Below are 24,827 nucleotides of genomic sequence, written 5' to 3' on the forward strand. Positions count from 1 at the left end.
GCCGGCGGGGCCGAGCGGAACAGCGCCGTGGGGCTTCTGCCGGTAGCCGGGTGCGGGTCCGTCGTGGGCCTTCGCGCAGTTCCCCGCGCCCCTGAGCGGGTTGCCGTCGCCGTTGGCCGGCGGGGCCGAGCGGAACAGCGCCGTGGGGCTTCTGCCGGTAGCCGGGTGCGGGTCCGTCGTGGGCCTTCGCGCAGTTCCCCGCGCCCCTGAGGAGGTTGCCGTTGCCGTTGCCGTTGGGGCGGGGCCGGCGTTTGTCGCGGCCCTGAAGTTGCCGTCGACGTCGGGGTCAGGGCGTTGGCGTCGGGGGTGGGATGGTGCCGGCTCGGGTCAGGGAGAGTAGTTCGCGGGCCGGGCCTGTGGGGCGGTGGCCCGTGGGCCATACCGCCCGCAGGTCGCGGCGCAGGGCGACACCATCGACCGGGATGCTGACCAGCCGGCGCAGCGACAGCTCCTCCCCCACCGCCAGCTCGCTGAGGACCGAGGGGCCCGCGCCGCTGACCGCCGAGGCCTTCACGGCCGTCGTCGAGGACAGTTCGATCAGCGGGCGGGCCAGGCCGCCGAGGGCCGCGTCCAGGACCTGGCGGGTGCCGGAGCCGCGCTCCCGGAGGATGAGCGGGGTCGCCGCCAGTTCCTGCGCCGCCAGCGGGCGCCTGCGGCGGGCCCACGGGTGGCCGGGCGCAGTGACGACGATCAGCCGGTCGTGGGCGATCACCGCGGAGTCCAGGCCGGGCGGCACCGACAGGCCCTCCACGAACCCGAGGTCCGCCTCGCCGGACAGCAGGAGTTCCGCGACCTTCGTCGAGTTGCCCGCGAGCAGCGAGACGGCCGTGTCGGGGCGCTCGGCGTGCAGCGCGAGGAGCCAGCCGGGCAGCAGATACTCGGCGATGGTCATGCTCGCCGCGACCCTGAGGCGCGAGTCGCGCCGGTCCCGCAGCGCCCGCGCGCCCGCGTCGAAGGCCGCCGCCGCCTCCACCACCCGGCGGGCCCAGTCCGTCACGAGGGCGCCGGCGTCGGTGAGCCGGGAGCCGCGCGGCGAGCGGTCGACCAGGGCGACGCCCAGCTGCCGCTCCATGGAGCGGAGCCGGCTGCTGGCGGCCGGCTGCGTGATGCCGACCTCCCGGGCCGCCGCACCGAGGCTGCCCAGCCGCGCCACCGCCAGCAGCAGCTCCAGTGCGGCCAGGTCCGGCACCCGGTGTGCCAGTGATTCCGTGCGCTCTCGCTGTCGCTCCGCCTCACTCATAAGGACAGCTTATGCCCGGGCAGAAGGGAACTCCCTGGTCAGGGCGGGCGGGCATCCACGGGACGGTGACGTCATGGTCACCGCAGCCCAGCCCCTGTCCGCGCCGCCCGGATCCGGCACCTCGGCCCCACTGGTACGCCTCCGTCATGGGCACCGCCGTCGTCGGCTCGCTTCGCGCCGCTGTGGCGGGGACTCGCGACCTCGCACGTGGTGCGCGCCCGGCGGCAGGGCACGCGCGTTCACCTTCCCGGTCGGCACCTGTGTCACCGGCGCGGCGGCGCTCGCCCGGCACACCGGACTGGCCAGGTACGAGGCCCTGGCCGGAGGGCAGTACGTCGTGCTCGCCGCGGCCTGACTCGCGGCCGCCACCGGGACCGTACGCGGCCTGCTCAACGGCGAGCCGCTCGCAGGGCCGTAGCCAGCACCCGTGGCGCCCGCGTCAGCGACGGGCCGTACCAGGTCAGGTGCCGTCCGCTGACCAGCGCGCAGGGCAGGCCCGGGAAGGCCTCCGGGCCGTCGTCGGCGGTGAAGCGGTAGGGCTCGTCGGGGAGGACCACCAGGTCCGGGGCGGCCGCGCGCAGCTCCTCCAGGGGGACGCGGGGGTAGCGCTCGGGGTGGGCGGCGTAGCGGTGGTCGACGCCCAGGCGGGCCAGCACGTCACCGGCGAAGGTGTCGCGGCCGAGGACCATCCAGGGGCGGCGCCAGATCGGTACGACCGCCGTCGTGCGCTCCGCCGGCTCCGGCAGCGCGGTCCAGGCCTGTTCGGCGGCGTCCAGCCAGCGCGGGCGCCCCGATGCCCCGCACGCGCCCAGCACCCGCTCCAGTTCGGCGAAGGCCTGCGGAACGCTCCGCACCTCGGTGACCAGCACCTGGAGACCCGCCGCGCGCAGGGCGTCGAGGTCGGCGGCCCGGTTCTCCTCCTCGTTCGCGATCACCAGGTCGGGGGCGAGGGCGAGGATGCGGTCGACGGCCGGGTTCTTGGTCCCGCCGATCCGGGGGACGTCCAGGTCCGCCGGACGACTGCACCAGTCGGTGGCGCCGACGAGGGCTCCGGGCAGCGTCTCGGCCACCGCCTCGGTGAGGGACGGCACCAGGGAGACGACCCGCGGCCCGAGGCGGCGCGGGGCCGGGTCGGCATGCGGCTGTGCCGCGGGCCGGGACCGGCCACGCCGGGTTTGCACACGATCCACGACGCATCACGCCCCTGTCGCCCGCGCGGAGCGCCTAACGGGACCGGTCCTGGACGGCCTCGATGTGTTCGGCGACCGCGACCACGATGATCCGGGTGTCGGGGACCGTGGCCCGCCAGCGGTGCCGTACCCCGCCGGTCAGGTACAGGGTGTCGCCGCGGCCGAGGCGGTAGGCGCGGCCCTCGGCCTCGATCTCCACGGCGCCGTCGGCGACGTACATCAGCTCGTCGTTGCGGTGCTGGAACTCGCGGCCGGCGTCGTGGTCGCCGGTGAACTCGGAGGCGTGCAGCTGATGATGGCCGCGCACCAGGGTGCGCGTGCGGGGACGGAAGTCGTCCTCGGCGACGGGCTCGGCACGGACGACGTCCACGCTGGCGGCGGGGTCGGCGGCGGCGAGGAGTTCGACGGCCGTGGTGCGCAGGGCGTCGGCCAGCTTCTCCAGGGAGCCGCGGCTGGGGCGGGCCCGGTCGTTCTCGACCTGGCTGAGGAAGGGCACCGACAGGCCGGTGCGCTCCGCCACGACCGCGAGGGTCAGTTCCAGCGCACGGCGGCGTCGCCGGACGGCCGCGCCCACCCGCACGGGCTGCTGGTCTTTGTGGTCGCCCATCGCTCCGGCTCCCTCCCTCGCTCGTCGTGCCGCTGTCCGGGTGCCCGCCGAGGGGCACACCTCTTCCGATGACTTCTCTGCACCCTACGCATGTTCGGCAAACCGTTTCACGCGGCCGTCACATCCCTGACATGCGCACGGGCCCGCACCCTCACGGTTCACGCCAGCCCCGGGGGTCCGGACCCCTCCGGAACCCGGTCCCCGCCGAGGATGAATATGCCGACGAACTGGGCCGGGAACCCCGCCGCAGGCCATGGGTCATCACGCACGGTGATTGGCCGAATTGCTCCCGTAGGCGGAACGCCACGAGGGGCGGGCAGCGCCGTACGCGCCTCGTCGTACGGTGCCGCCCGCCCCTCGGGTGGCGGTCCGGGCGGTCAGGTCACCCGGCCGCCTGGCTCCTGCCGCTCTGCTGGGCGACCGGCGCCCACGTGTCGACCAGGCCGGGGTGCTGCTTCAGCCAGGCGCGGACGGCGTCCTGCTCCCGTCCCTCGCCGGCCTTCTGGATCCGCGCCTCCAGGCTCGTCAGCTGCTTCTCGGTCATCGAGAAGTCCTTCAGCCAGCGGCCGACCTGGGGGTTGTCGGCGGCGAACCCCTTGCGGGCGAGGGTGTGCACGCCGTCGCCCTTGCCCCAGGCGCCCTCGGGGTCCTTGAGCTTCTTCAGGCCGTAGTCGCTGTACGCCCAGTGCGGTGACCACAGGGTGACCACGACCGGCTGCTTCCTGGCGTAGGCGCGCTTGAGCTCGGCGAGCATGGCCGGGGTGGAGCCGTCGACCACGTCGTACGCGCCCTCGAGGCCGTACTTCTTCAGCACCTTGCTCTTGAGCAGGCCCATCATGCCCGCGCTGGGCTCGATGCCGACGATCTTCCCGCCGAACTGCGGGGCATGGTCCGCGAGGTCCGCCAGGGAGTTCACGTCCTTGACATAGGAGGGCACGGTCAGCTCCAGGGACGTGGAGCCGTACCACGTGCCGAGGTCGTCGAGCTGCTTGCCGTACTTCGCCCAGTACTCGGCGTGCGTGGTGGGCAGCCAGGAGTCCGTCTGGAAGTCGAGCCGGCCGGTGGCGAGGCCGGTGTAGAGGGGGCCCGCGGCGTACTGGGTCGTGGTCACCTTGAAGCCGCGCTCCTGGAGGATCTCCTTCCACAGGAAGGTGGAGGCGATGCCCTCGTCCCAGGGGATGTAGCCGATCCTGATCTCCTTGCCCTTGCCGACGTCCGTGCCGGAGGCCTCGGAGGTGCCGGAGGAGCCGAAGATCCCGAGTCCGCCCGCGACGAGGGCGAGGACGACCACGCCGACCACGGCGACGGCCGGGCGCGGGCGGTACGACCACGCGCGCGTGCGGGCCTTCTCGGCGGCCCTGCGGCCCAGCGGGGAGAGCTGGGTGCCGAGTGCGCCGGTGACGCGGTCCAGGTAGATGGCGAGGACGACGATGCCGACGCCCGCCTCGAAGCCGTAGCCGATGTCGAGCCGGCCGATGGCCTCGTTGACGGCGCCGCCGAGGCCGCCGGTGCCGACCATGCCGGCGATGACGACCATGGACAGGCCCAGCATGATCACCTGGTTGACGCCGGCCATGACGGTCGGCAGCGCGAGCGGCAGCTGGACACGCCAGAGGATGTTGCGCGGGGTGGTGCCGAACGCCTCGGCGGCCTCGACCAGTTCGGGGTCGACCTGGCGGATGCCCAGCTCGGTCATGCGGACGCCGGGGGCGAGCGCGAAGATCAGGGTGGCGACCACGCCGGCGGCGGTGCCGAGGCCGAAGAAGAGCATGGCCGGGATCAGCAGGACCATCGACGGCATCGTCTGCAGCAGGTCCAGCACGGGCCGCACGGCGGCGCTGACCGCCTTGGAGCGGGCCGCCCAGATGCCCAGCGGGAGCGAGATCACCAGGGCGATCACGGTCGCCACGAGGACCAGGGCGAGGGTGGACATGGCCCGGTCCCACAGGTCGAGGGAGTCGACCAGCGCGAAGCCGGCGAAGGCGAGGACACCGGCGAGCAGGCCGCGCAGCCACCAGGCGACGACGGCGAGGATGCCGGCCATCAGCAGCGGCTCGGGTGCGGTGAGCACGGCGTCGATGCCGTCGTACATGCCCTCCATGACCGCCTTGACGGCGTCGAAGAGCCAGGAGAGGTGTTCGACCAGCCAGTTCACGCCGGAGTCGACCCAGTCGCCGAGGTGGATCCTAGGCACGGCTGATCACCTTCCCGCCGTTGTCGCCACAGGCCGTCGTCTCGCCCTGTTCGTCGCCGATGAAGCCGACCAGCCGCTGCCTGGGTACGACACCGACGAGGGCGCGGTCGCTGTCGAGGACGGCGACCGGGTGGCTGAGCCGCGCGCTGATCGCGCACAGCTCGGTGAAGGGGGTCTCGGGGGTCGCGGTCTCGCAGCCGCAGTCGGCCTCGTCGCCGCGCAGCTCGGTGTCCATCACGGCGGCGGCGGTCAGCACGCGGGAGCGGTCGACGTCCTGGATGAAGGAGGCCACGTAGTCGTTCGCGGGGCGCAGCAGGATGTCCTCGGCGGTGCCGGTCTGGACGATACGGCCGTCACGCATGACGGCGATGCGGTCGCCGAGCCGCATGGCCTCGTTGAGGTCGTGGGTGATGAAGACGATGGTCTTCTTCAGGGTCTTCTGCAGTTCCAGGAGCTGGTCCTGCATGTCCCGGCGGATCAGCGGGTCCAGGGCGCTGAAGGACTCGTCCATCAGCAGCAGGTCGGCGTCGGTGGCGAGGGCGCGGGCGAGGCCGACACGCTGCTGCATGCCGCCCGACAGCTCGTCGGGCCAGGACCTCTCCCAGCCGGCCAGGCCGCACAGGGCGAGCGCCTCGTCGGCGCGGCGCTCGCGCTCGGCGCGGGGCACGCCCTGCACGTCCAGGCCGTAGGCGGCGTTGTCGCGGACGCTGCGGTGCGGGAAGAGGGCGAAGTGCTGGAAGACCATGCTGATCTTCCTCGAGCGCAGCTCGCGCAGCGCGCGGTCGGTGAGCGCGGTGAGGTCCTGCCCGTCGAAGCGCACACGGCCGGCGGTCGGCTCCAGCAGGCCGTTGAGCATGCGCAGCAGGGTGGACTTGCCGGAGCCCGACAGTCCCATGACGACGAAGATCTCGCCCGCCTCGACCCGGAAGGACGCGTCGATCACGGCGGCGGTGGTGCCGTCGGCGCGCAGCTCCTCCCGGTCGGCTCCCTGCCGCAGGCGTTCCACTGCTTCGTCCGGTCGTCTGCCGAACACCTTGAACAGGTGCTCCGCCTCAAGCCTCGGTTGCACGCGTACCTCTTCGTCTCGGGGACAGGACAGGAGACGAAGAGTCGCCGACAGTTGAAAAGAGCAACCACCCTCGCTCCGAGGCGGCGCCTCCCCAGGTCGGACCGGGGCAAACCCGCAAGTGGCCGGGCTCATGGCGATGCGCATCACGCAACCCGTTCCGGCACTGAAGGTCAGGAGGTCACTGTCGGTGCCGTACGGCATGATGCGAGCGTGAACGGACGACTGATGCTCCTCGACACCGCTTCGCTGTACTTCCGCGCCTACTTCGGCGTGCCGGACTCCGTGAAGGCCCCGGACGGTACGCCGGTGAACGCCGTGCGCGGGCTGCTGGACTTCATCGACCGGCTGGTCAAGGACCACCGGCCGCAGAAGCTGGTGGCCTGTATGGACGCCGACTGGCGGCCGCAGTGGCGGGTGGACCTCATCCCCACCTACAAGGCGCACCGGGTCGCCGAGGAGCACGAGGGCGCACCGGACGAGGAGGAGGTGCCGGACACGCTCTCGCCGCAGGTGCCGGTCATCGAGGACGTGCTGGACGCGATCGGGATCGCGCGCGTCGGGGTCGCGGGGTACGAGGCGGACGATGTGATCGGTACGTTCGCCGCGCACGCGGACGGCCCGGTGGACATCGTCACCGGCGACCGCGACCTGTACCAGCTGGTCGACGACGAGCGCGAAATCCGCGTGCTGTACCCGCTCAAGGGCGTCGGCACGCTGCAGCTGACCGACGAGGCGGTGCTGCGCGAGAAGTATGGGGTCGACGGGCGCGGGTACGCGGATCTCGCGCTGCTGCGCGGCGACCCGAGCGACGGCCTGCCGGGCGTGGCCGGCATCGGCGAGAAGACGGCCGCCAAGCTGCTCGCCGAGTTCGGTGACCTGGCCGGGATCATGGCGGCGGTCGACGACCCGCGGGCGAAGCTCACGCCGTCGCAGCGCAAGCGGCTGACCGAGGCCCGGCCGTACGTCGCGGTCGCGCCGAAGGTGGTGCGGGTGGCCGGTGACGTGCCGCTGCCGGACGTCGACACCGCCCTGCCGCACACCCCGCGGGACCCGGCGGCACTGGAGGATCTGGCGAAGCGGTGGGGGCTCGGCGGCTCCCTGCAGCGGCTGCTCGGCACGCTGGCCGAGTGAGCTCGACCGGAATATTCCGGCAAAGGGCTGTCCAGGAGCCTTCAGGGCAGGGGTGTCGACGCGGAGCGAGGTGCTAACTTAGGTAAACCTTACCGACTTCGCAGGAGGCCGTGATGGCAGAGCGCCCGGGACGAAAGCCGCGCAAGCCCCGTACTGCCCAGGTGGTGCGGACCGAACGACTCACCCCGCACATGCAGCGGGTGGTGCTCGGCGGCGACGGGCTCACCGGATTCGCGGCGGACACCTGCACCGACCACTATGTGAAGCTGCTGTTCGGCCCCCCGGGCGTGACCTACCCGGAGCCCTTCGACCTGGAGCGGATCCGGGCGGAGTCCCCGCGCGAGCACTGGCCGGTGACCCGGACCTACACCGTGCGCGCCTGGGACCCCGAGCACCAGGAGCTGACCCTGGACTTCGTGATCCACGGCGACGAGGGCCTGGCCGGACCGTGGGCCCTGCGCGCACAGCCCGGGGAGACGGTCCGCTTCATGGGTCCCGGCGGCGCCTACGCGCCCGATCCGGACGCCGACTGGCATCTGCTCGCCGGTGACGAGAGCGCGCTGCCCGCGATCGCCCGCGCCCTGGAGACGCTGCCCGCCGGCGCCCGCGCGCACGCCTTCGTCGAGGTGTCGGGTCCCGAGGAGGAGCAGAAGATCGACTCCGAGGTGGAGGTCGTCTGGCTGCACCGCGGGGACCGCCCGGTCGGCGAGGCTCTGCGGGAGGCCGTACGAGCGCTGGAGTTCCCGGAGGGCCGGCTGCACGCGTTCGTGCACGGCGAGGCGAGTTTCGTGAAGGAGCTGCGCCGGCTGCTGCGCGTCGAGCTGCAGATCCCGCGCGAGGACCTGTCCATCTCCGGCTACTGGCGCCTCGGCCACAACGAGGACGGCTGGCAGGCCTCCAAGCGGGAGTGGAACGCCCGTATCGAGGCGGAGCAGGAGGGCGGCGCGGCGGCCGCCTGAGAACGCCGAAGCGGCGGCGGCCCCGGCCGGGGTCGCCGCGGCTTTGCCCGCTGTGGGCATCGCCCTCAGGGCGCCGTCTCGTTGATCTCGCCGAACGGGACGTGCACGCTGGGTGTGGTGCGGGACGTGCTCTCCAGGTGGGTCACCTGGTCGTCGAAGAAGATGTGCGGGTTCAGCACCTTCATGACCGCGCCCTTGTCGATGCCGCCGAGGAAGAAGGCGTCGTTGACGCGCACCCCCCACTGCTTGAGGCTGCGCACCGCACGCTCGTGCGCGGGGGCGTTGCGCGCGGTCACGATGGAGACGTGGACGCGGATCTCGTAGCCGGGGTCGCTCTTGCGCCGCTCCTCCTCGCGCCGCTGTATCCGGTTCACACCGGCGAGGAACTCGCGCAGCGGTCCGGGATCGTGCGGGGTCGCCGCGTTCCGGGCCTCGTGCGCGCGGAACTCCTCCAGACCGCCGGACTGGTACACCCGCTCCGCGGCATCGCCGGCGAGCACGCCGTCGAAGTCGAAGGCGATCCGCAGGTCCCGGTCGGTGGGGTCGTCCGCGTAGGCCGAACCGAGCACATGTCCGGCCGGCAGCCCGGCGGCGACGGCCTCGCGCACGTCGCGGCCGTCGGCGGACAGGAACAGGGACATGTTCAGCGCCGTCATGAACGGGTACGGCGAGCGTCCCTGCCGGAAGACGGCCCGGCTGATCGGCAGGCCGTGGGCCTGGATCGACCGCATGACCCGCAGGCCGGTGTCGGGGTCGTTGCGGGAGAGGATGATGACCTCGACGAGCGGGTCCCCGGGGTCGCTCAGGTCGTTCAGCGACAGCAGCCTCCGGATGAAGGGGAAGGCGACCCCCGGCCGGAGCGTGTGGTCCATGTTCTCTTCCTGGTAGGCCCGGTAGGCCTCCTCGCCCTGCTCCCGGAAGACCGCGTCCGACTCCCGCAGGTCGAACAGGGCGCTGGACGCGACACCGATGACGAGTCGGCCGGCGAGTTCGTAGGCAGGCATGCGCGTATCCCGTCAGTCGCCGTGCACGCGCGCGTGGAAGTGCATGTCGTGCCAGCCGTCCGGGTGGAGCAGGGCGCTGCGCTTGGTGCCCTCCAGCGTGAAGCCCGCCTTGGCGGCGACACGGCAGGAGGCTTCGTTGGCGGTCGCGTGGAAGAGTTCCAGGCGGTGGAAGCCGATCTCCTCGAAGGCCCAGTGGGTCAGGGTGGTGGTGGCCCGGAACGCGACGCCCCGCCCGCGCGACCGCGCCACCGTCCAGTACGCGACCTCGGCGACGCCGTCGCCGAGCAGGATCTGGCGCAGCGCGACCCGGCCCAGCAGTTCGTCCGTCTCCTCGTCCACGACGGCCCACTGGACCTGACTCTCGTCCTTCCAGGCCTGCTGCCACTGCGCGATCCAGCCGGCGGCCTCCTCCACGGAGTCGCAGGACCTGACGTGCCACTGGTGAATCAGCCGGTCCTGGAAAGCGGCATGCACGGCGGGTGCGTCCTCGGCCCGCCAGGGGCGCAGCAGCAGACCGTCACCGGTGGGGAGGGTGGGTTGCGGGGTGCGGGCGAGGGCTCCGGGGGTCAGCACCGGGCTGATGAGAAACGGCATGATCCACATCATGCCGAGTGCGCGGCCGGCGGCCCACCCCTTTCGGCCTCGTACGCTTGACCTCGATGAGACGCCGTACCCCGCCCCCGCCCGCCCCGCTCCCCCAGCGCGAAGGGGTGGACCCCGTGCGGGTGCGGCTGCCCGTGGGCGGGGCGTGGGCCACCGTGCGGGAGCACCTGGTGGAGCGGCTGACGGGGGCAGGCCCCGGAGTGGTCGAGGAGATGTTCCACGCCGGGCTGGTCATCGGCGCCGACGGACGGCCGGTGGCGCCGGACGCGCCGTACGAGCCGGGGATGTTCGTGTGGTTCCACCGCGAGCTGCCCGCCGAGGTGCCGGTGCCCTTCCCGGTGGAGGTGGTGTACCGGGACGCGCACATCGTCGTGGCCGACAAGCCGCACTTCCTGGCCACGACCCCGCGCGGCACGCATGTCGCCGAGACCGCGCTGGCCCGGCTGCGGCGCGAGCTGGGCATCCCGACGCTGACGGCCGCCCACCGCCTGGACCGGCTGACGGCTGGGCTGGTGCTGTTCACGGTGCGGCCCGAGGAACGCGGCGCGTACCAGACGCTGTTCCGGGACCGGCTGGTGCGCAAGGAGTACGAGGCGATCGCGCCGTACGACCCCTCGCTCGACCTCCCCCGGACCGTGCGCAGCAGGATCGTGAAGGAGCGCGGGGTGCTGGCCGCGCGTGAGGTCGAGGGCGAGCCGAACGCCGAGACGTACGTGGAACCGGCCGGGCACCGGGACCGGCTGGGCCGGTACCGGCTCGTCCCGGCGACCGGGCAGACCCATCAGCTGCGGGTGCATCTGAACGCGCTCGGCGTGCCCATCCTCGGCGACCCGCTGTATCCGGAGGTGACCGGCCCGGTGCCGGCCGGTCACTTCCGGCGTCCGCTGCAACTGCTCGCGCGGAGGCTTGAGTTCACCGATCCGGTCACCGGGGCGGAGCACGCGTTCGTCAGCGGGCGCGTGCTCCAGGCCTGGTCGTCGTACGACAGCTGGGCGGGCGAGGGATAGCCTCCGGTCACTCGCCGCGCCACCAGCGCAGCAGGCGCTGCCAGACACCCGTGGGGCGGGCGGGTACCGGGCTCGCGAGGACGGGTTCGGGCGCCGGGAGCGGGGCCGACTGCGGGCCGGCGGCCCGCGCGGGATCGCTGCTCAGGGTGCCGACCTGCCAGTTGGCGCGCTGCGATGGCAGGGGCATGGGCCGGGGCGGGAGGTCGACGTCCTGCTGCGGCTTGGGCTCGAAGCGTACCGGCAGGGCCACCAGGTGCCGGGAGGCGATGGACGCCCGCCAGCGCAACTCCTCTTCCGCGCAGGCGAGCTGGATGTCCGGAAGCCGGGTCAGCAGGGCGTCGACACCGACGTCGGCGATGGCGCGGCCGATGTCCTGGCCCGGGCACTCGTGCGGGCCGCCGCCGAAGGCCAGGTGGGAGCGGTTGCCCTGCATGCTGGCCGACAGGTCCGGGCGGATGCGCGGGTCGAGGTTGCCCGGCGCGGGGGCGAACAGCAGCCCGTCGCCCTTGCGGATCTGCCGTCCGCCCAGTTCGGTGTCCTGCTTGGCGTAGTAGCCGAAGACGGTGCTGAACGGCGGCTCGTCCCACAGGGACTGCTCGATCGCCTCCGGCACGGTCATCTGGCCGCCGTTGAGCTGGGCGCGGAAGCCCGGCTCGGTGAGGACCACGCGCAGCGCGTTGGCGAGGAGGTTGGCGGTGGCCTCGTAGGCCGCGAAGAGGACGAGGCGCAGGTGTTCGCGGACCTCGTCGTCGGAGAGACCGGCCGGGTGGGTGATGAGGTGACTGGTGAAGTCGTCCTCGGGCCGGGCGCGGCGCCGGGTGGTGAGCCGGCTGAGCGCGTCCATCACGTACGTGTGGCTCTGGATGGCGGTCTCGCTGCCCTTGAGGGCGTCACGGGCGGCGTGCACCATCCGGTCGTTGTACTCCTCGGCCATGCCGAGGATCTCGCACATGACGGCCATCGGCAGGTGCTCGGCGAACTGGGAGACCAGGTCGGCCCGGCCCCGCCCGCAGAAGCTGTTGACCAGGCCCTGGGTGTGGCGGCCGATGTGCCGGCGGACGCTGCGGTGGTCGATGGTGGACATGGCCGCGGTGACCGCGGCCCGCAGCCGCTGGTGCTCGTCGCCCTCGACGTGGGAGCAGATGGGCTGCCAGGCGATGTGCGGCATGAGCGGGTGGTCGGGCTTGACACTGCCCTCCACCAGCGGGGTCCAGATCCGGCTGTCGCGGGTGTACTGCGAGGGGCTGCGCACCAGTTGCAGGTTCTCGGCGTGTCCGAGCACCACCCACATCGGCACGTCGTCGTGGAGCAGCACCGGCGCCACCGGGCCGTGCTGCTCGCGCAGGCGCTCGTAGAGGTCGCCGAGGTCCGCCGCGTCGGGGCCGTAGAGCCGGTGCAGTCCGCCGGGCCCGAGGCCGTGCGCCGGGCAGCCCGGCGGCGGGCCGGCAGTGGGGTCCGTGCCGGTGAGGGAGGAGGATTCAGGCGTCACAGTGATCGCTCCGGAAGCGGATGGTGTGGGGTCGGTCGGCCGCGGGTCAGGTGAGGGCGCCGGACAGGGCGAGGGAGTGCAGGAAGCTCATGAGGGTCATCAGTACGTCCTTGCTGGAGGCCCGGCGGCGCACATCGCAGTCGATGATCGGGATCTCGGGGGCCAGGTCCAGCGCGGTGCGCAGTTCCTCGATCGGGTAACGGGGCGCGTCGGGGAAGGAGTTGACGGCGACGACGAAGGGCACGCCGCGCTCCTCCAGCCGGCCCATGACGTCGAAGCTGACTTCCAGGCGCCGGGTGTCGACCAGGACGACCGCGCCGAGGGCGCCCTCGAACAGGCCGTTCCACAGGAACCAGAAGCGCTCCTGGCCGGGGGTGCCGAAGAGGTAGAGCACCAGCTTGTCGGTGATGCTGATGCGGCCGAAGTCCATGGCCACGGTGGTGGCGGTCTTGGAGTCGGAACCGTAGTTGTCGTCGACGCCGATGCCGGCCTGGGTCATGGTCTCCTCGGTGGTCAGCGGTCTGATCTCGCTGACGGAACCGACCATGGTGGTCTTGCCGACGCCGAACCCGCCCACGATCACGATCTTCACCGCGGCCTGGGCCGTGTGCGGCAGATGGTCCTCGGTGCGCGGGCCGGGGAGGGTGTCAGAGCCGTTGAAGTCCATGCATCACCGCTTCGAGGAGGGAACGGTCGGGGACCGCCTGGCGCACGATCGGGGCGCGCGCCTGCACCAGTTCCGTCGTGATCAGCTCGGTGATCAGTACGGTCATCGCGCTGAACGGCAGTTGGAGATAGGCCGACAGTTCGGCGACGGACAGGGGGGCGGTACAGAGCCGGAGCACTGCCGCCTGCTCCGGTGAGGCGGCCGGCGGCGGCGCGGAACGCGCCACGATCAAGGTGACGAGGTCGAGTTCGGCCCGGCCGCCGTCGGCGGATCCGGCGATGGTGTACAGCCGCTCGGGGTTCCTGGGCGGCTGCTCGCCGTTCGCCGGTTTGGGGGGCGGTGGAGGAGGGGGCGGCAGTTGCCGCGGCTGGCGCCGTTTGCGTCGTGGAGGAGTCATACGGTCTGCCCGTTCCGCCGGGGCGGACTGGTGAGATGGGCGCCGATCCGGACGACGAGGTCGCGCATCATGCCGCTCATCCGGCCCGGCTCGCAGGTGACGTCGGCGAGCACGGCGAGGTAGGCGTTGGCGCCGGCGTTCATCAGGTAGAAGTAGCCGCCCTCGATCTCGATGACGACGACCTTCATCTCGCCGGCGCCGGGGATCTCCTGGATGATGGCGCCGGCCAGGCTCTGTACGCCCGCGCAGGCGGCGGCCACGCGGTCCGCGGCGTCAGGGTCGCCGCCGTAGCGGGCGATGCGCAGTCCGTCGGCGGAGAGGACCACGATCATCTCGATGCCCGGCACGCCGTCGTTCAGCTGCTTGAGCATCCAGTCCAGGTTCGCTCGCTGCTGGATCACTTGAGGTCCCCCTCGTCGTCGGCCTCGATGGCGCCCTCGGCGGGGTCGGCCGAATCGTTGAGCAGATGCAGGTACTTGGTGGGGTGGAGCGTGAAGTCGGTCAGTTCGGACGCGGTGGCGTCCTCGGGCATGCCCTCCCGCAGGCCGTCCCAGAACGCCTCCATCCACATGCCCGGCGGCCGGTCCATGAGCTTCTTGCGCTCGGGGTCGATCTCCGGCTCGGGTTCCGGTTCGGACCTGGTCTGGGACCAGATGGTCGGCCTGCCCTCGCGCTCGGCGCGCTCGATGGCGGCCTGTTCGGCGATCCGCTGGCTGAGCGGGGTCTTCACCCGGCTGCGGCGCTGCGGCAGACCGCCCGCGGTCCACTCGGTGACCTCGGGGACGTCGTCCTCCATGGAGATCCCGGCGGGGATCTTGGGGCTGGTGGGGCGGCGCTTCTTGGGCGGGCGCTTGGGGCCCTCGACGGCGCCGAGTTCGGGCTGCGGTACGCCGGTGGCGCCGATGCCGTGCGCGGCGCCGACGCCGGGCTCGGTGGTGGTCATGACGCGCGGGATGATGAGGATCGCGCGGACGCCGCCGTAGGCGGAGGCGCGCAACGAGACCTCCATGTCGAACTGCTTGCAGAGCCTGCCGACGACGGCGAGGCCGAGACGCGGGTTCTCGCCGAGGTTCTGCGCGTCGTCTCCGTTCTTGGCGTCCTCGATCATCTGCTCGATGCGGGCGCGGGACTCCTCGGTGAGGCTGACGCCGGCGTCCTCGATCTCGACGGCGATGCCCGCCTGCACCTCGGCGGCGGTGACGTGCACCTTGGTCGTGGGCGGCGAGTAGCGGGTGGCGTTGTCGAGGAGTTCGGCCGCGGCGTGGATGACCGGCTCGACGGCGGTGCCCTTGATGTTGATGGTGACGATGGAGCTCAGCTCGATGCGGCGGTACTCCAGGATGCGGGACATGGCGCCCCGCAGCACGCTGTAGAGGGAGACCGGCAGGGGCCACTGGCGGCCGGGGCGTCCGCCGCCGAGGACGCCGATGGTGTCGGCGAGCCGGCCGATCAGCGAGGTGCCGTGGTCGAGTCGGAGCAGGTCGTCGAAGACCTCGGGGTTGCGGCCGTGGTCCTCCTCCATCTCCCGGAGTTCCACGGCCTGTTGGTGGACGATGGCCTGGACGCGGCGGGCGATGCTCACGAAGGAGCGTTCGGTGGCGTCGCGCATCGAGATCTCGTGATCGGCGCCGCGCAGCGCGATGCGGAACATCTCGCGGTACGACTCGGGCAGGCCGCGCAGCACGGGGTCCACGTCGTAGACGTTGACCAGCACGTCCCGGAGCGGCTCTCCGGCGCGCAGCCGGAGCAGACCGGTGGGCAGGATGTCGGAGGCGAAGCGGCTGATCAGCTCGTCGTGCGCGGCGAGCCGGTGTTCCAGGTACGCGGTGTGACGGGCGTGTTCGGCCTGCGCCTCGCGGATCCTGCGGCCGCGGCGGGCGGCTTCCGCGCCCGTGACGAGGACCAGCAGCACGGCCAGCGCTCCGCAGAGGCCGACGGCGAGGCGCGCCGACGCCGGTACCAGGGCCACGGCGGCTCCGCTCGCGGCGGCCATCACTATGGCCGGCGGCAACAGCACGCGCGCGTAGGGACGTTCACGGCGACCGGGAGGCTTCTGAACACTCACCATGGATGCCTTCTGAGACGAGTCGGCTGGGTGTCGGCGGGGCTTTCGGGGGGAAGGTTCATGGAACTGACGGGATCTTCCGGGTGTTTGGGAACAGGCGCACGAATTCACCTCAACTCGGTGCGCCGCGGGCGAGCTTAGTCCGACCGGATCATCGCCGTGTCATATTCGGCAAGCACCTGAAATCGCCCACGCAACGGGAGTACGCTCGACTCCATTTACACGCGCCGCTGCCATTCGCACACGTTCGGTTACGGTGTACGGGCGTGCGAACGTCACTCACCGTGATGAGTTACAGGTCCCTCAGGGTCCCTCGGGCGAGCATCGGGACGAGGCCCCTCCGGGGGCGTCACCCTCTGATCGCGCACGTCCCCCGTGCGGGGGTCCGCGTCAACGGCGGCCGACGGCCGCTTCCAGACCGCGGGTGAGCGCGCCCGCCTGGGCGCGGGGCCCATACGCCCCGCGCCCGCCGGACGTCAGGTCATCCCACCGACGAGTAGGCGACGACACCCCGCAGCAACTGATCGACCGCCTTGCGCGCGGCCTTCGCCACGGTCGACCCCTCGTACGGCGCCGCCGCCGAGATCTGGCCGAGCACGTCGATCACCTGCTTGCACCACCGCACGAAGTCGCCCGCGGGCATCTCCGCCTCGCGCAGCACCTCGTCCAGCCCCTTCCCGGTAGCCCACATGTACGCGGCCCAGGCGAAGCCGAGATCCGGCTCGCGCTGCCCGACCCCCTCGGTCTGGTTGATCCGGAACTCCTCCTCCAGAGCGTCGAGCCGGCCCCAGATCCGGACCATCTCACCGAGCGCGGCCTTCGCCTTGCCCGAGGGCAGCTTGGGCGCCAGCGCGTCGTCGCCGACCCGCGCCTCGTACACCAACGCCGAGACGCACGCGGCCAGTTCGGCGGGGGCCAGCCCCTCCCAGACACCCTCGCGCAGGCATTCACTGGCCAGCAGGTCGAGTTCGCCGTACAGCCGCGCGAGGCGTTTGCCGTGCTCGGTGACCTCGTCACCGCGCAGGTAGTCCAGCTCGGTCAGCAGGGCCACGATCCGGTCGAAGGTGCGCGCGATGGTGTTCGTGCGGCCCTCGATGCGCCGCTCCAGCTGCGAGGTGTCGCGCAGCAGCCGGTGATAGCGCTCGGCCCACCGCGCGTGGTCCTCACGGTCGTTGCAGCCGTGGCAGGGATGGGCCCGGATGGCGGTCCGCAGCCGGGCGATCTCGCGGTCGTCGGCGGCCTGCGAACGCTTCTTGCGGGCCCGCTCCGGCGGGATGTGCCCGGCCTTGGTGCGCAGCGCGGAGGCGAGGTCCCGGCGGGACTGCGGCGAACGCGGATTGAAGGACTTCGGGATCCGCATCCGGTCCAGCGGCTCCACCGGTACCGGGAAGTCCATGGACGCCAGCCGCTTGACCTGCCGTTCGGCGGTGAGCACCAGCGGGCGCGGACCGTCGTGGTGGTCGAAGCCGCGGTGGCCGTTGGACCGGCCGGCGGGCAGGCCGGGGTCGAGCACCAGGGCCAGGCCGGCGTACTTGCCGGTCGGCACGTGGATGACATCGCCCGGCTTGAGCTTCTCCAGGGCGACGGCCGCCTCGGCCCGCCGCTGGCTGGCGCCCTGCCGGGCCAGTTCGGTCTCCCGGTCCTTCAGCTCCCGGCGCAGCCGCGCGTACTCCTCGAAGTCACCGAGGTGGCAGGTCATGGACGCCTTGTAGCCGGCCAGGCCCTCCTCGTTGCGCTGCACCTGGCGGGAGATCCCGACGACCGACTTGTCCGCCTGGAACTGCGCGAAGGAGGTCTCCAGCAACTCGCGCGAGCGGTGCCGGCCGAACTGCTCGACCAGGTTGACCGCCATGTTGTACGACGGCTTGAAGCTGGAGCGCAGCGGGTACGTGCGGGTGCCCGCGAGTCCGGCCAGGTGCTCGGGGCTCATCCCGCGCTGCCACAGCACGACGGCGTGGCCCTCGATGTCGATGCCCCGCCGGCCCGCACGGCCGGTCAGCTGGGTGTACTCGCCGGGGGTGATGTCGGCGTGCTGCTCGCCGTTCCACTTGACGAGCTTCTCCAGCACCACCGAGCGGGCGGGCATGTTGATGCCGAGCGCGAGGGTCTCGGTGGCGAACACGGCCTTGACCAGGCCGCGCACGAACAGCTCCTCGACGACCTCCTTGAAGGTCGGCAGCATGCCCGCGTGGTGGGCGGCGATGCCGCGCTCCAGGCCCTCCAGCCACTCGTAGTAGCCGAGGACGTGCAGATCCTCCGGCGGGATGGAGGCGGTGCGCTCCTCGACCAGGGCACGGACCTGTTCCCGGGCCTCCTCGTCGTTGAGCCTGAGGCCCGCGTACAGGCACTGCTGGACGGCGGCCTCGCAGGCGGCGCGGCTGAAGATGAAGGTGATGGCGGGCAGCAGGCCCTCGGAGTCGAGGCGCTCGATGACCTCGGGCCGGCCCGGCGTCCACACGCGCGAGCGCTGTCTGCGCTCCCGCTCCCGGTCGGCCTCGCGCATCGACCGGCCGCGCCGGCGGTCCTGGAACGACGGCCGGGTGGCCTCCATGCGGGCCAGGCGGACGAGGTCGGGGTTGACGGCCTTCTTGTGGCCCTCTCCCTCCTCGAACAGGTCGTACATCCGGCGTCCGGCGAGCACGTGCTGGAACAGCGGCACGGGCCGGTGCTCGGAGACGATCACCTCGGTGTCGCCGCGGACGGTGTCCAGCCAGTCACCGAACTCCTCGGCGTTGGACACGGTGGCGGAGAGCGACACCAGGGTCACCGACTCGGGCAGGTGGATGATCACTTCCTCCCAGACGGCACCGCGGAAGCGGTCGGAGAGGTAGTGCACCTCGTCCATGACCACGTAGCCGAGGCCGAGGAGGGTCTGCGAGCCCGCGTACAGCATGTTCCGCAGCACCTCGGTGGTCATCACGACCACCGGGGCGTCGGAGTTCACGCTGTTGTCGCCGGTGAGCAGGCCGACCTTGTCGGCGCCGTACCGGCGGCACAGGTCGGCGTACTTCTGGTTCGACAGCGCCTTGATGGGGGTCGTGTAGAAGCACTTCTTGCCCTGCTGGAAGGCGAGGTGGACGGCGAACTCGCCCACGATCGTCTTGCCCGAGCCGGTGGGGGCGGCCACCAGCACGCCCTTGCCGGCCTCGAGGGCCCGGCAGGCCTCGATCTGGAAGGGGTCGAGGCCGAAGTCGTACATCTCGCGGAAGGACGCGAGCGCGGTGGCCTGCTCGGCTGCCCGCCTGCGGGCTGCCGCGTACCGCTCGGCCGGTGAGAGATCCTCTGTCATCGTGCTTTCGAGCGTACCGGGCCCCACTGACAACAGGACGATCATTATCCGGAACATGGGCTGATCGCCCGCACACGAATGCCCCCGTCCCCGGGGGACGAGGGCATCGCAGAGCGGCTCGGTGGACGATCAGGTCACGTCGTCGTAGCCGTTGACCCGGTCCGTGCTCGCCTGTTCGGGCAGCGCGCGGCTGGCCGCCACGGTCTCGATCTCGCCGATGTCCTCGGGGGTGAGGTCCAGCTCGGAGGCCTCGTCGTCGGCGGGGCCCTCGGCCTCGCGACGCCGCTTGCGCTTGTCGTTGAGCAGCGAGAAGGCGACCGCCGCGAAGTACAGCACCCAGATCGGTCCGGCCAGCGCCAGCATGGAGAGCGGGTCCGTGCTCGGCGTCGCGACGGCCGCGAAGACCGTGATGCCGAGGATCATCGCCCGCCACCAGCCGAGCATCCGGCTGCCGGTCAGCACTCCGGTGAGATTGAGCATGATCAGCAGCAGTGGCAGCTCGAAGGAGAGGCCGAAGACGACCACCATGCGCGTGACCAGCTGGAGCAGGTCGTCCAGCGGCAGCAGGTTGGCGATGCTGCCGTTCGGTGTGAAGTCGATCAGCACCTTCGCGGTGGTGGGCAGCACCCTGTACGCGAAGAAGGCGCCGCCGAGGAACAGCGGGGCGCCGGTGAAGACGAAGGCGTAGGCGTACTTCTTCTCGTGCCGGTGCAGCCCCGGCGCGACGAAGGCCCACAGCTGGTAGAGCCAGATCGGCGAGGCGAACACGACGCCGGCCGTCAGGGACACCTGCAGGGCGAGCGTGAAGGGGGCGAGCAGACCGTTGATCGTGATCTGCGCGCACTTGTGTGACTTCTGCGTGGACCTGGCCAGTTCCGAGAAGGTCTGGTCGCAGCCGATCGAGTCGAGGATCGGCTTGGTCAGGAAGTTGATGATGTCGTTGTAGAAGAAGGCGGCGACCACCGTCACGACGACGATGGCCAGCATCGCCTTCGCGAGCCGGTTGCGCAGCTCACGAAGGTGATCCGCGAGGGGCATCCGCCCCTCGGGATCTCTCTCCTTCTTGCGGGCAGACTTGGGCAACCCACGTCCTCATCTCGTGCGGCAGGCCGGGGGCTTCCGGCCCTGCGTCAGCGCTGGGTGGTGTCCGTCGGCTCGTTGACCGGCCGCGAGCTGGTCACGTCGCCGGGGGCCGCCTGGATGGTGCGCTGGGCCGGGGGCTGCTCATTGGAGGCCGGGGCCTGGGCGGAGGAGTTGCCGTCTTCCTTCATCGCCTTGGCCTCGCTCTTGAGGATGCGCGCGGACTTGCCGAGCGAGCGGGCCATGTCCGGAAGCTTCTTCGCGCCGAACAGCAGGATGATGACGACGAGGATGAGAATGATCTCGGGGGCTCCGAGCCTTCCGAACATAAGTCTTTACCTTCTCACCGAGGCGGCTGGGGTGGGATGCTGTCGGACCAGTCGGACATGTGTCCGATGGTCATGCTGCCAGCGATCGTAACGCTCAGGGGTAAACGTGAGGCAATCCCCGTGCGTACTCCCGGTCCGCGGTACGGGCCTCGTTCTCCGCACCACGATCTGAAGCGTACCTGTCCCGATGGGAAGCATGACAGGGCGAAGTGACGCAAAGCGCTTCTTCCGCAGGACTCACAGCGTCCCCTCGGCGCAGCTCACAGGGCGTCCACGGAGCGGGCCGTGCTCACGGCCGCCCGCTCCAGATCCTCCGCCGCCCGGTTGATGCGGCGCGCGGAGTCCGCGACCTGCTGCCCGAGGCGCCGCGCCTCCAGGAAGACACGGACGGCGAGCACCCCCAGGACGGCGAGACCCAGGAAACCCACGGCTACCGCGAACATCGGCCAGAACATGGCGCCGAGCCTAGTCCGTCCCGCGCTGCGGAGCGCAGCCGCCTACACCGTGGAGTGCAGGCGCAGGGTCCGGACCCCGCCGCCGGTGAGCAGTTCGACGATGCGCTCACCGGCCGGCTTGCGGACCGCGGCGCCGCACTCGGGACAGGTGAAGGAGTAGAAGGTCGTCCGGCTGCTCGCGCCGATGGCGAGGCGGAGGGCGCTCGCGGCCAGTTCGAAGCGGCCCCGGCAGTCGGGGCAGCCGGCCCGGAACACCACGGGGGCCACTCTCTTCATCCCGGCGAAGGCGGCCGCCACCGTCATCTCACCCGCACCGGACACCGGAGACTCGCTCACAGCCCTCGCTCCTCATTCTCTGGTCGTTCGCCCTGCGAGCGCCGCGGCTCACTCCTGCCTCTCGTCCTGGCCGTCGGCGCCGCGCACCGTGTTCGGCGGTCCGTCGTACGCCGCCAGTGCCTCGCGGGCCGCCCGGCGGGCGCTGTCGGCCAGCTCGGGCGGGGAGACGATCCGGCCGTCGCGGCCGAGCCGCAGCGCCAGCCGGCGCAGGGAGGCCGGATCGGGGGTCCGCAGAGTGATACGCAGCCCGCCGTCGGGAAGCTCATCGGCGCTGTCGTGCGGGTAGTACTCGGCGACCCAGCGGCCGCCGGGGCCGACCTCGACGACGACCTCCGGGTCCTCGGCGGCCGGCTGCACCAGGGCCTCGGAGAGGTCGCGCAGCTCTATCTCGGGCGGCGCGGACGGCTCGTCGAGGATCCGGATCTCGGCGACCCGGTCGAGCCGGAAGGTGCGCCGGGCCTCGGAGCGACGGCACCAGGCCTCGACGTAGGTGTGTCCGACGCTGACCAGGCGGATCGGGTCGATCTCGCGCTCGGTGACCTCGTCGCGGGCCGGGGAGTAGTAGCGGATCCACAGCCGGCGGCGCTCGGAGATGGCCCGGTCGACGTCGGCGAAGACCCCGCCCTCGGACTCGAAGGTCACCGACAGGCGGGAGCTGGCGCCGGCGGCCTCCCCGGCCGCGGCCTCCACCTTGGCGGTGGCGCGCAGCAGGGCCTGGCGGTCGCTCTCCCGCAGACCCGGCAGGGTGGACACCGCGCGGGCGGCCACCAGCAGCGCGGTGGCCTCGTCGGCGGCGAGCCGCAGCGGCTCGGCCGCCTCCTCGCCGAGCGCGGCCGGGTTGTGCCACCAGATGCGCTCGCCGTCGGTGTCGATGTCCAGCAGGTCGCCGCCGCGGAAGCTGGTGCCGCACATGGGCAGCAGATCGAGGTCGGCGACCAGCTCGTCCTCGGTGATGCCGAAGGCACGCGCGACGTCCGCGATCCGGGCGCCGGGGCGCTCCCGGAGGTAGGTCACCAGGGAGAGCATCCGCCGGGTCTGGTCGATGGCGTTCACGGGCCTGACCGGTTTGCCTGCCACAGTCCGCTCCCCCTCAGCCCTTGGCCACGGCACGCAGCCGGTCCGCCACGTCGGCCCGCAGCTCGGCCGGCTCCAGCACCACCACGTCCGGCCCGAACTCCACCAGCCAGGCGTCCAGGCCGTGCCCGTACGGAATCTCCAACTCGTCCCAGCCGTCGCCGAGTTCCCGGACCTTGACGGCCTTCGCCCGAAGGGGGTAACCGGCGCCGGAGCGCAGCCGGATCAGCGCCGAGCGGTCGGCTATCTCCCCCGCCCAGCTCGCCACGGTCTCCCGCACGGTGACGACGTCGGGCACGGGTGCGGTGAAGCCCGTACCCCGCGAGCGGACCCTGCCGGTGATCCGGGAGAGCCGGAAGACACGCTCGGCGCCCCGGTCGCGGTCGAAGCCGGCCAGATACCAGTGGCCGCGCCAGCACTCCAGCGCCCACGGCTCGACGTGCCGGGGCTCGGGGTGGGCGGCGGAGGCCTTGCGGTAGTCGAAGACGACGGGGCGGCGGTCGCGGCAGGCCAGCATCAGCGGCTCGAAGGCGGCCTCGTGCACCGGGATGCGCGGTTCCAGCGCGCCGTGCGCCTCGTAGGGGTCGACATCCTCGGGGAGCCCCGCGGCGCGCAGCTTCTGCAGGGCGCCGCTGGCCGCGCCGGCCAGGCGGGCCTGCTGCCAGACCTTGGCGGCCAGGCCCAGGGCGGCGGCCTCCTCGGCGTCCAGGGTGATGGGCGGCAGCCGGTTGCTGTCGCGGCGGGCGAGGTAGCCGATCTCGCCGTCGAGGTTCTCGACGGTCTCGATGACCAGGCCGAGCTCGCGCAGATCGTCCTTGTCCCGCTCGAACATGCGGTTGAAGGAGTCGTCGCTCCCCGCTTCGAGATAGGCCTCGATGGACTCGCGCAGCTCGCGCTTGCTGAGCGGCCGCCGGGTGCCGAGCAGGCACAGCGCGAGGTTCATCAGCCGCTCGGCCTTGGCAATGGCCATCGACGCCTTTCGCCTCCCCTATGGTGCTTACGACCGATGACCGTACCGCTCCGCGGTGCGCCGGCAAAAGCCGAGGGCCCATGCCCGAACAGGCATGGGCCCCAGGTGATCGGATCCGGTCGGACCCGGCCGGTGGGTCAGACCCCGAGCAGGTCCACCACGAAGATCAGGGTCTCGCCGGGCTTGATCGCCGGGGTCGGGCTCTGGTTGCCGTAGGCGAGGTGGGCGGGGATGGTCAGCTGGCGGCGGCCGCCGACCTTCATGCCCTGCACGCCCTTGTCCCAGCCCTGGATGACCCGGCCCGCGCCCAGCGGGAAGCGGAACGGGGTGCCCCGGTTCCAGCTGGCATCGAACTCCTCGCCGGTGCTGAAGGCGACGCCCACGTAGTGGACGGTGACGGTCTGGCCCGCCTGCGCGACCGGCCCGTCGCCCTCCCAGATGTCCTTGATCTCGAGGTCCGCCGGGGGCTCGCCGCCCGGGAAGTCGATCTCGGGCTTCTCGATGCTCACGTCAAAAGCTCCTGCTTGTGTACGACACGAAACGCGGACAGTCTTTCATCCCGGCGGCTCTCCCGCCCGCCACGGGCGCCCCGCGCGCTACATGGCGGCGAGGATGTCCACAGTGAACACGAGGGTGGAGCCCTTCTTGATGATGCCGCCGCTCGGCGGGTTGTCGCCGTAGGCCAGCTCCGGCGGTACCACGACCAGGACCCGGCTGCCGACCTTCTTGCCGGTCAGGCCCTGCGCCAGCCCCTTGACCGCCTGCTGCATCTGCTCGATCGAGAACTGGCTGAGCCGACCCGAGCCATAGGTCTGCTGAAACGTCTTGCCACTGTCCCAGACCAGGCCCTGGAACTGGCACAGGACCGTCTGGTCGGCCTTCACCTCGGCGCCGTCGCCCTCCAGGACGTAGGCCGACACGAGCTTCTTCGGCGGGTCCGTCTTGGGAACGGTGACCTTGGGCACCTTGCCGTCGGTGTTGGTGGCCACCTTCGGCAGGGCGGCGTCGCTCTGCGCGACCGGCTCGCCCTTGGCGGAGCTCTTGGAGTTGAACGACTCGATCAGGTCGATGACGAACACCAGGGTGTCGGTGCCCTTGATGCCCGCCTGCGGCTGTCCCGACTTGCCGTAGCCGAAGGTGGGGGGAACGGCGATCTGGACCCGGCTGCCGGTCTTCTTGCCCGTCAGCGCGTACCGCCAGCCGTCGATGATGGTGCCCTGGGCCAGCTGCATGAGCAGCGGGCGTCCCCGGTCGTAGGAGTTGTCGAAGACCTTGCCGGTGCTCCAGATCTGGCCCAGGTAGTTCGCCTGGATGAACTCGTTCTCCGCGACCGGGCGGCCGCTGCCCGCGATCGCCGTCTTCACCGCGAGGTTCTTCGACGGCTCCCCCGTCCCCTTGGCGATGGTCGGCTTCTCACCGAACTTCGTGCCCGCCGTGATCGCCGGCAGCGGCCCGTCGACGATCTTCGGCGGAGGTGCGCTCGACGGCGACGGCGAGGCGCTGGCCTTGCTGGAGTCGGATTTGTCGTCTCCGCATCCGGCGAGTGTGACCAGTCCTGCGGGGAGGGCGGCGAGGAGGAGTGAGCGTCGGCGCACGGAAGGCCTCGTAATCGGTCGATCTTGTGGGTGGCGTGCGCGCAACTCTACGGCGGGAGAAGGGCGCCGTACCGGAA

24 protein-coding genes and 1 pseudogene are annotated in these 24,827 nt (G+C 71.7%); 4 read left to right on the forward strand and 21 right to left on the reverse strand.

Annotated elements, in window-relative coordinates; all coding sequences use genetic code 11:
- Nucleotides 1–286 precede the first annotated feature (286 nt).
- Nucleotides 287–1,240, reverse strand: a complete 954-nt coding sequence (locus tag ACGFRF_RS17150) for a LysR family transcriptional regulator (protein WP_393740591.1) — start codon at nucleotides 1,238–1,240, stop codon at nucleotides 287–289.
- 171 nt (nucleotides 1,241–1,411) lie between these two features.
- Here ACGFRF_RS17150 and ACGFRF_RS17155 point away from each other — a divergent pair.
- A pseudogene (locus ACGFRF_RS17155) lies at nucleotides 1,412–1,658 on the forward strand (C4-dicarboxylate ABC transporter); the annotation flags it as partial.
- Here the strand turns inward: ACGFRF_RS17155 and ACGFRF_RS17160 are convergent.
- The 4 genes from ACGFRF_RS17160 to ACGFRF_RS17175 form a co-directional block, all read right to left on the reverse strand.
- Entirely contained in the window at nucleotides 1,630–2,334 is a 705-nt protein-coding gene (locus ACGFRF_RS17160) for a helical backbone metal receptor (RefSeq protein WP_393740874.1), read from the reverse strand. The pseudogene ACGFRF_RS17155 and the gene ACGFRF_RS17160 sit on opposite strands and share 29 nt — an antisense overlap.
- Nucleotides 2,335–2,464: 130 nt before the next feature.
- The gene (locus ACGFRF_RS17165; protein WP_393740593.1) at nucleotides 2,465–3,037 is read right to left on the reverse strand and encodes a helix-turn-helix domain-containing protein; all 573 of its coding nucleotides are present in this window, start codon (nucleotides 3,035–3,037) and stop codon (nucleotides 2,465–2,467) included.
- Nucleotides 3,038–3,419: 382 nt separating this feature from the next.
- Nucleotides 3,420–5,231 carry an ABC transporter permease/substrate binding protein gene (locus ACGFRF_RS17170; protein WP_393740595.1) on the reverse strand — a complete coding sequence of 604 codons (1,812 nt, stop codon included), beginning with the start codon at nucleotides 5,229–5,231 and terminating at the stop codon, nucleotides 3,420–3,422.
- Nucleotides 5,224–6,300 (reverse strand): glycine betaine/L-proline ABC transporter ATP-binding protein, encoded by a 1,077-nt coding sequence (locus ACGFRF_RS17175; protein ID WP_393740597.1) that lies wholly within the window; start codon nucleotides 6,298–6,300, stop codon nucleotides 5,224–5,226. The genes ACGFRF_RS17170 and ACGFRF_RS17175 overlap by 8 nt, the downstream gene beginning before the upstream one ends.
- 210 nt (nucleotides 6,301–6,510) lie before the next feature.
- Here ACGFRF_RS17175 and ACGFRF_RS17180 point away from each other — a divergent pair, with 210 nt between their 5' ends.
- A complete protein-coding gene (locus ACGFRF_RS17180; protein WP_393740599.1) occupies nucleotides 6,511–7,431 on the forward strand; it encodes a 5'-3' exonuclease H3TH domain-containing protein in 921 nt (306 codons plus the stop codon).
- A 113-nt stretch (nucleotides 7,432–7,544) separates the two neighbouring features.
- Nucleotides 7,545–8,390, forward strand: coding sequence for a siderophore-interacting protein (locus tag ACGFRF_RS17185; RefSeq protein ID WP_393740601.1), 846 nt, complete (start codon nucleotides 7,545–7,547; stop codon nucleotides 8,388–8,390).
- 65 nt (nucleotides 8,391–8,455) lie between these two features.
- Here the strand turns inward: ACGFRF_RS17185 and ACGFRF_RS17190 are convergent, their stop codons facing one another.
- Complete coding sequence (locus ACGFRF_RS17190; RefSeq protein WP_393740603.1) at nucleotides 8,456–9,394, reverse strand: 5'-nucleotidase; 939 nt, start codon at nucleotides 9,392–9,394, stop codon at nucleotides 8,456–8,458.
- A 12-nt stretch (nucleotides 9,395–9,406) separates the two neighbouring features.
- Nucleotides 9,407–9,988: a GNAT family N-acetyltransferase gene (locus ACGFRF_RS17195; protein ID WP_393740605.1), complete on the reverse strand. Its 582-nt coding sequence runs from the start codon at nucleotides 9,986–9,988 to the stop codon at nucleotides 9,407–9,409.
- Nucleotides 9,989–10,053: 65 nt separating this feature from the next.
- On the opposite strand from ACGFRF_RS17195, the gene ACGFRF_RS17200 reads away from it, so the two are divergent.
- Nucleotides 10,054–11,004 carry an RluA family pseudouridine synthase gene (locus ACGFRF_RS17200; RefSeq protein ID WP_393740607.1) on the forward strand — a complete coding sequence of 317 codons (951 nt, stop codon included), beginning with the start codon at nucleotides 10,054–10,056 and terminating at the stop codon, nucleotides 11,002–11,004.
- Nucleotides 11,005–11,011: 7 nt separating this feature from the next.
- On the opposite strand, the gene ACGFRF_RS17205 is transcribed toward ACGFRF_RS17200, so the two are convergent.
- The 14 genes from ACGFRF_RS17205 to ACGFRF_RS17270 form a co-directional block, all read right to left on the reverse strand.
- On the reverse strand, nucleotides 11,012–12,493 hold the full coding sequence (locus ACGFRF_RS17205) for a cytochrome P450 (RefSeq protein WP_393740609.1): 1,482 nt from the start codon (nucleotides 12,491–12,493) through the stop codon (nucleotides 11,012–11,014).
- Nucleotides 12,494–12,539: 46 nt separating this feature from the next.
- On the reverse strand, nucleotides 12,540–13,160 hold the full coding sequence (locus ACGFRF_RS17210; protein WP_393740611.1) for an ATP/GTP-binding protein: 621 nt from the start codon (nucleotides 13,158–13,160) through the stop codon (nucleotides 12,540–12,542).
- Nucleotides 13,141–13,557, reverse strand: coding sequence for a DUF742 domain-containing protein (locus ACGFRF_RS17215; RefSeq protein ID WP_393740613.1), 417 nt, complete (start codon nucleotides 13,555–13,557; stop codon nucleotides 13,141–13,143). Before ACGFRF_RS17215 ends, ACGFRF_RS17210 begins: the two co-directional genes overlap by 20 nt.
- On the reverse strand, nucleotides 13,554–13,958 hold the full coding sequence (locus ACGFRF_RS17220; RefSeq protein WP_393740614.1) for a roadblock/LC7 domain-containing protein: 405 nt from the start codon (nucleotides 13,956–13,958) through the stop codon (nucleotides 13,554–13,556). The genes ACGFRF_RS17215 and ACGFRF_RS17220 overlap by 4 nt, the downstream gene beginning before the upstream one ends.
- Entirely contained in the window at nucleotides 13,955–15,625 is a 1,671-nt protein-coding gene (locus ACGFRF_RS17225) for a sensor histidine kinase (RefSeq protein ID WP_393740616.1), read from the reverse strand. The genes ACGFRF_RS17220 and ACGFRF_RS17225 overlap by 4 nt, the downstream gene beginning before the upstream one ends.
- A 478-nt stretch (nucleotides 15,626–16,103) precedes the next feature.
- Nucleotides 16,104–18,956 carry a DEAD/DEAH box helicase gene (locus ACGFRF_RS17230; RefSeq protein ID WP_393740876.1) on the reverse strand — a complete coding sequence of 951 codons (2,853 nt, stop codon included), beginning with the start codon at nucleotides 18,954–18,956 and terminating at the stop codon, nucleotides 16,104–16,106.
- A gap of 84 nt (nucleotides 18,957–19,040) precedes the next feature.
- Nucleotides 19,041–19,994, reverse strand: a complete 954-nt coding sequence (gene tatC, locus ACGFRF_RS17235) for a twin-arginine translocase subunit TatC (RefSeq protein ID WP_393740618.1) — start codon at nucleotides 19,992–19,994, stop codon at nucleotides 19,041–19,043.
- Nucleotides 19,995–20,041: 47 nt separating this feature from the next.
- A complete protein-coding gene (gene tatA, locus ACGFRF_RS17240) occupies nucleotides 20,042–20,320 on the reverse strand; it encodes a Sec-independent protein translocase subunit TatA (RefSeq protein ID WP_393740619.1) in 279 nt (92 codons plus the stop codon).
- 260 nt (nucleotides 20,321–20,580) lie between these two features.
- Nucleotides 20,581–20,775 carry a hypothetical protein gene (locus ACGFRF_RS17245; RefSeq protein WP_393740621.1) on the reverse strand — a complete coding sequence of 65 codons (195 nt, stop codon included), beginning with the start codon at nucleotides 20,773–20,775 and terminating at the stop codon, nucleotides 20,581–20,583.
- Between the two features lie 42 nt (nucleotides 20,776–20,817).
- Nucleotides 20,818–21,078: a hypothetical protein gene (locus ACGFRF_RS17250; RefSeq protein ID WP_393740878.1), complete on the reverse strand. Its 261-nt coding sequence runs from the start codon at nucleotides 21,076–21,078 to the stop codon at nucleotides 20,818–20,820.
- A gap of 81 nt (nucleotides 21,079–21,159) precedes the next feature.
- A complete protein-coding gene (locus tag ACGFRF_RS17255; RefSeq protein ID WP_393740623.1) occupies nucleotides 21,160–22,188 on the reverse strand; it encodes a helix-turn-helix transcriptional regulator in 1,029 nt (342 codons plus the stop codon).
- A gap of 13 nt (nucleotides 22,189–22,201) precedes the next feature.
- Nucleotides 22,202–23,155, reverse strand: a complete 954-nt coding sequence (locus ACGFRF_RS17260) for a helix-turn-helix transcriptional regulator (protein ID WP_393740625.1) — start codon at nucleotides 23,153–23,155, stop codon at nucleotides 22,202–22,204.
- Nucleotides 23,156–23,292: 137 nt separating this feature from the next.
- On the reverse strand, nucleotides 23,293–23,664 hold the full coding sequence (locus tag ACGFRF_RS17265; protein ID WP_356939163.1) for an FKBP-type peptidyl-prolyl cis-trans isomerase: 372 nt from the start codon (nucleotides 23,662–23,664) through the stop codon (nucleotides 23,293–23,295).
- Nucleotides 23,665–23,751: 87 nt separating this feature from the next.
- Nucleotides 23,752–24,750 carry an FKBP-type peptidyl-prolyl cis-trans isomerase gene (locus ACGFRF_RS17270; protein ID WP_393740627.1) on the reverse strand — a complete coding sequence of 333 codons (999 nt, stop codon included), beginning with the start codon at nucleotides 24,748–24,750 and terminating at the stop codon, nucleotides 23,752–23,754.
- Nucleotides 24,751–24,827: the final 77 nt, after the last annotated feature.

Origin of the sequence: Streptomyces sp. NPDC048521 (assembly GCF_043199855.1) — a bacterium.
Lineage (GTDB): Bacteria > Actinomycetota > Actinomycetes > Streptomycetales > Streptomycetaceae > Streptomyces.

Bases quoted from the DNA above. Each gene is read 5' to 3' on its own strand.
- ACGFRF_RS17150 (WP_393740591.1), bottom strand. From the start codon at position 1,240: ATGAGTGAGGCGGAGCGACAGCGAGAGCGCACGGAATCACTGGCACAC.
- ACGFRF_RS17165 (WP_393740593.1), bottom strand. From the start codon at position 3,037: ATGGGCGACCACAAAGACCAGCAGCCCGTGCGGGTGGGCGCGGCCGTC.
- ACGFRF_RS17185 (WP_393740601.1), top strand. From the start codon at position 7,545: ATGGCAGAGCGCCCGGGACGAAAGCCGCGCAAGCCCCGTACTGCCCAG.
- ACGFRF_RS17190 (WP_393740603.1), bottom strand. From the start codon at position 9,394: ATGCCTGCCTACGAACTCGCCGGCCGACTCGTCATCGGTGTCGCGTCC.
- ACGFRF_RS17195 (WP_393740605.1), bottom strand. From the start codon at position 9,988: ATGCCGTTTCTCATCAGCCCGGTGCTGACCCCCGGAGCCCTCGCCCGC.
- ACGFRF_RS17200 (WP_393740607.1), top strand. From the start codon at position 10,054: ATGAGACGCCGTACCCCGCCCCCGCCCGCCCCGCTCCCCCAGCGCGAA.
- ACGFRF_RS17210 (WP_393740611.1), bottom strand. From the start codon at position 13,160: ATGGACTTCAACGGCTCTGACACCCTCCCCGGCCCGCGCACCGAGGAC.
- ACGFRF_RS17215 (WP_393740613.1), bottom strand. From the start codon at position 13,557: ATGACTCCTCCACGACGCAAACGGCGCCAGCCGCGGCAACTGCCGCCC.
- ACGFRF_RS17225 (WP_393740616.1), bottom strand. From the start codon at position 15,625: ATGGTGAGTGTTCAGAAGCCTCCCGGTCGCCGTGAACGTCCCTACGCG.
- ACGFRF_RS17230 (WP_393740876.1), bottom strand. From the start codon at position 18,956: ATGATCGTCCTGTTGTCAGTGGGGCCCGGTACGCTCGAAAGCACGATG.
- tatA (WP_393740619.1), bottom strand. From the start codon at position 20,320: ATGTTCGGAAGGCTCGGAGCCCCCGAGATCATTCTCATCCTCGTCGTC.
- ACGFRF_RS17245 (WP_393740621.1), bottom strand. From the start codon at position 20,775: ATGTTCTGGCCGATGTTCGCGGTAGCCGTGGGTTTCCTGGGTCTCGCC.
- ACGFRF_RS17250 (WP_393740878.1), bottom strand. From the start codon at position 21,078: ATGACGGTGGCGGCCGCCTTCGCCGGGATGAAGAGAGTGGCCCCCGTG.
- ACGFRF_RS17260 (WP_393740625.1), bottom strand. From the start codon at position 23,155: ATGGCCATTGCCAAGGCCGAGCGGCTGATGAACCTCGCGCTGTGCCTG.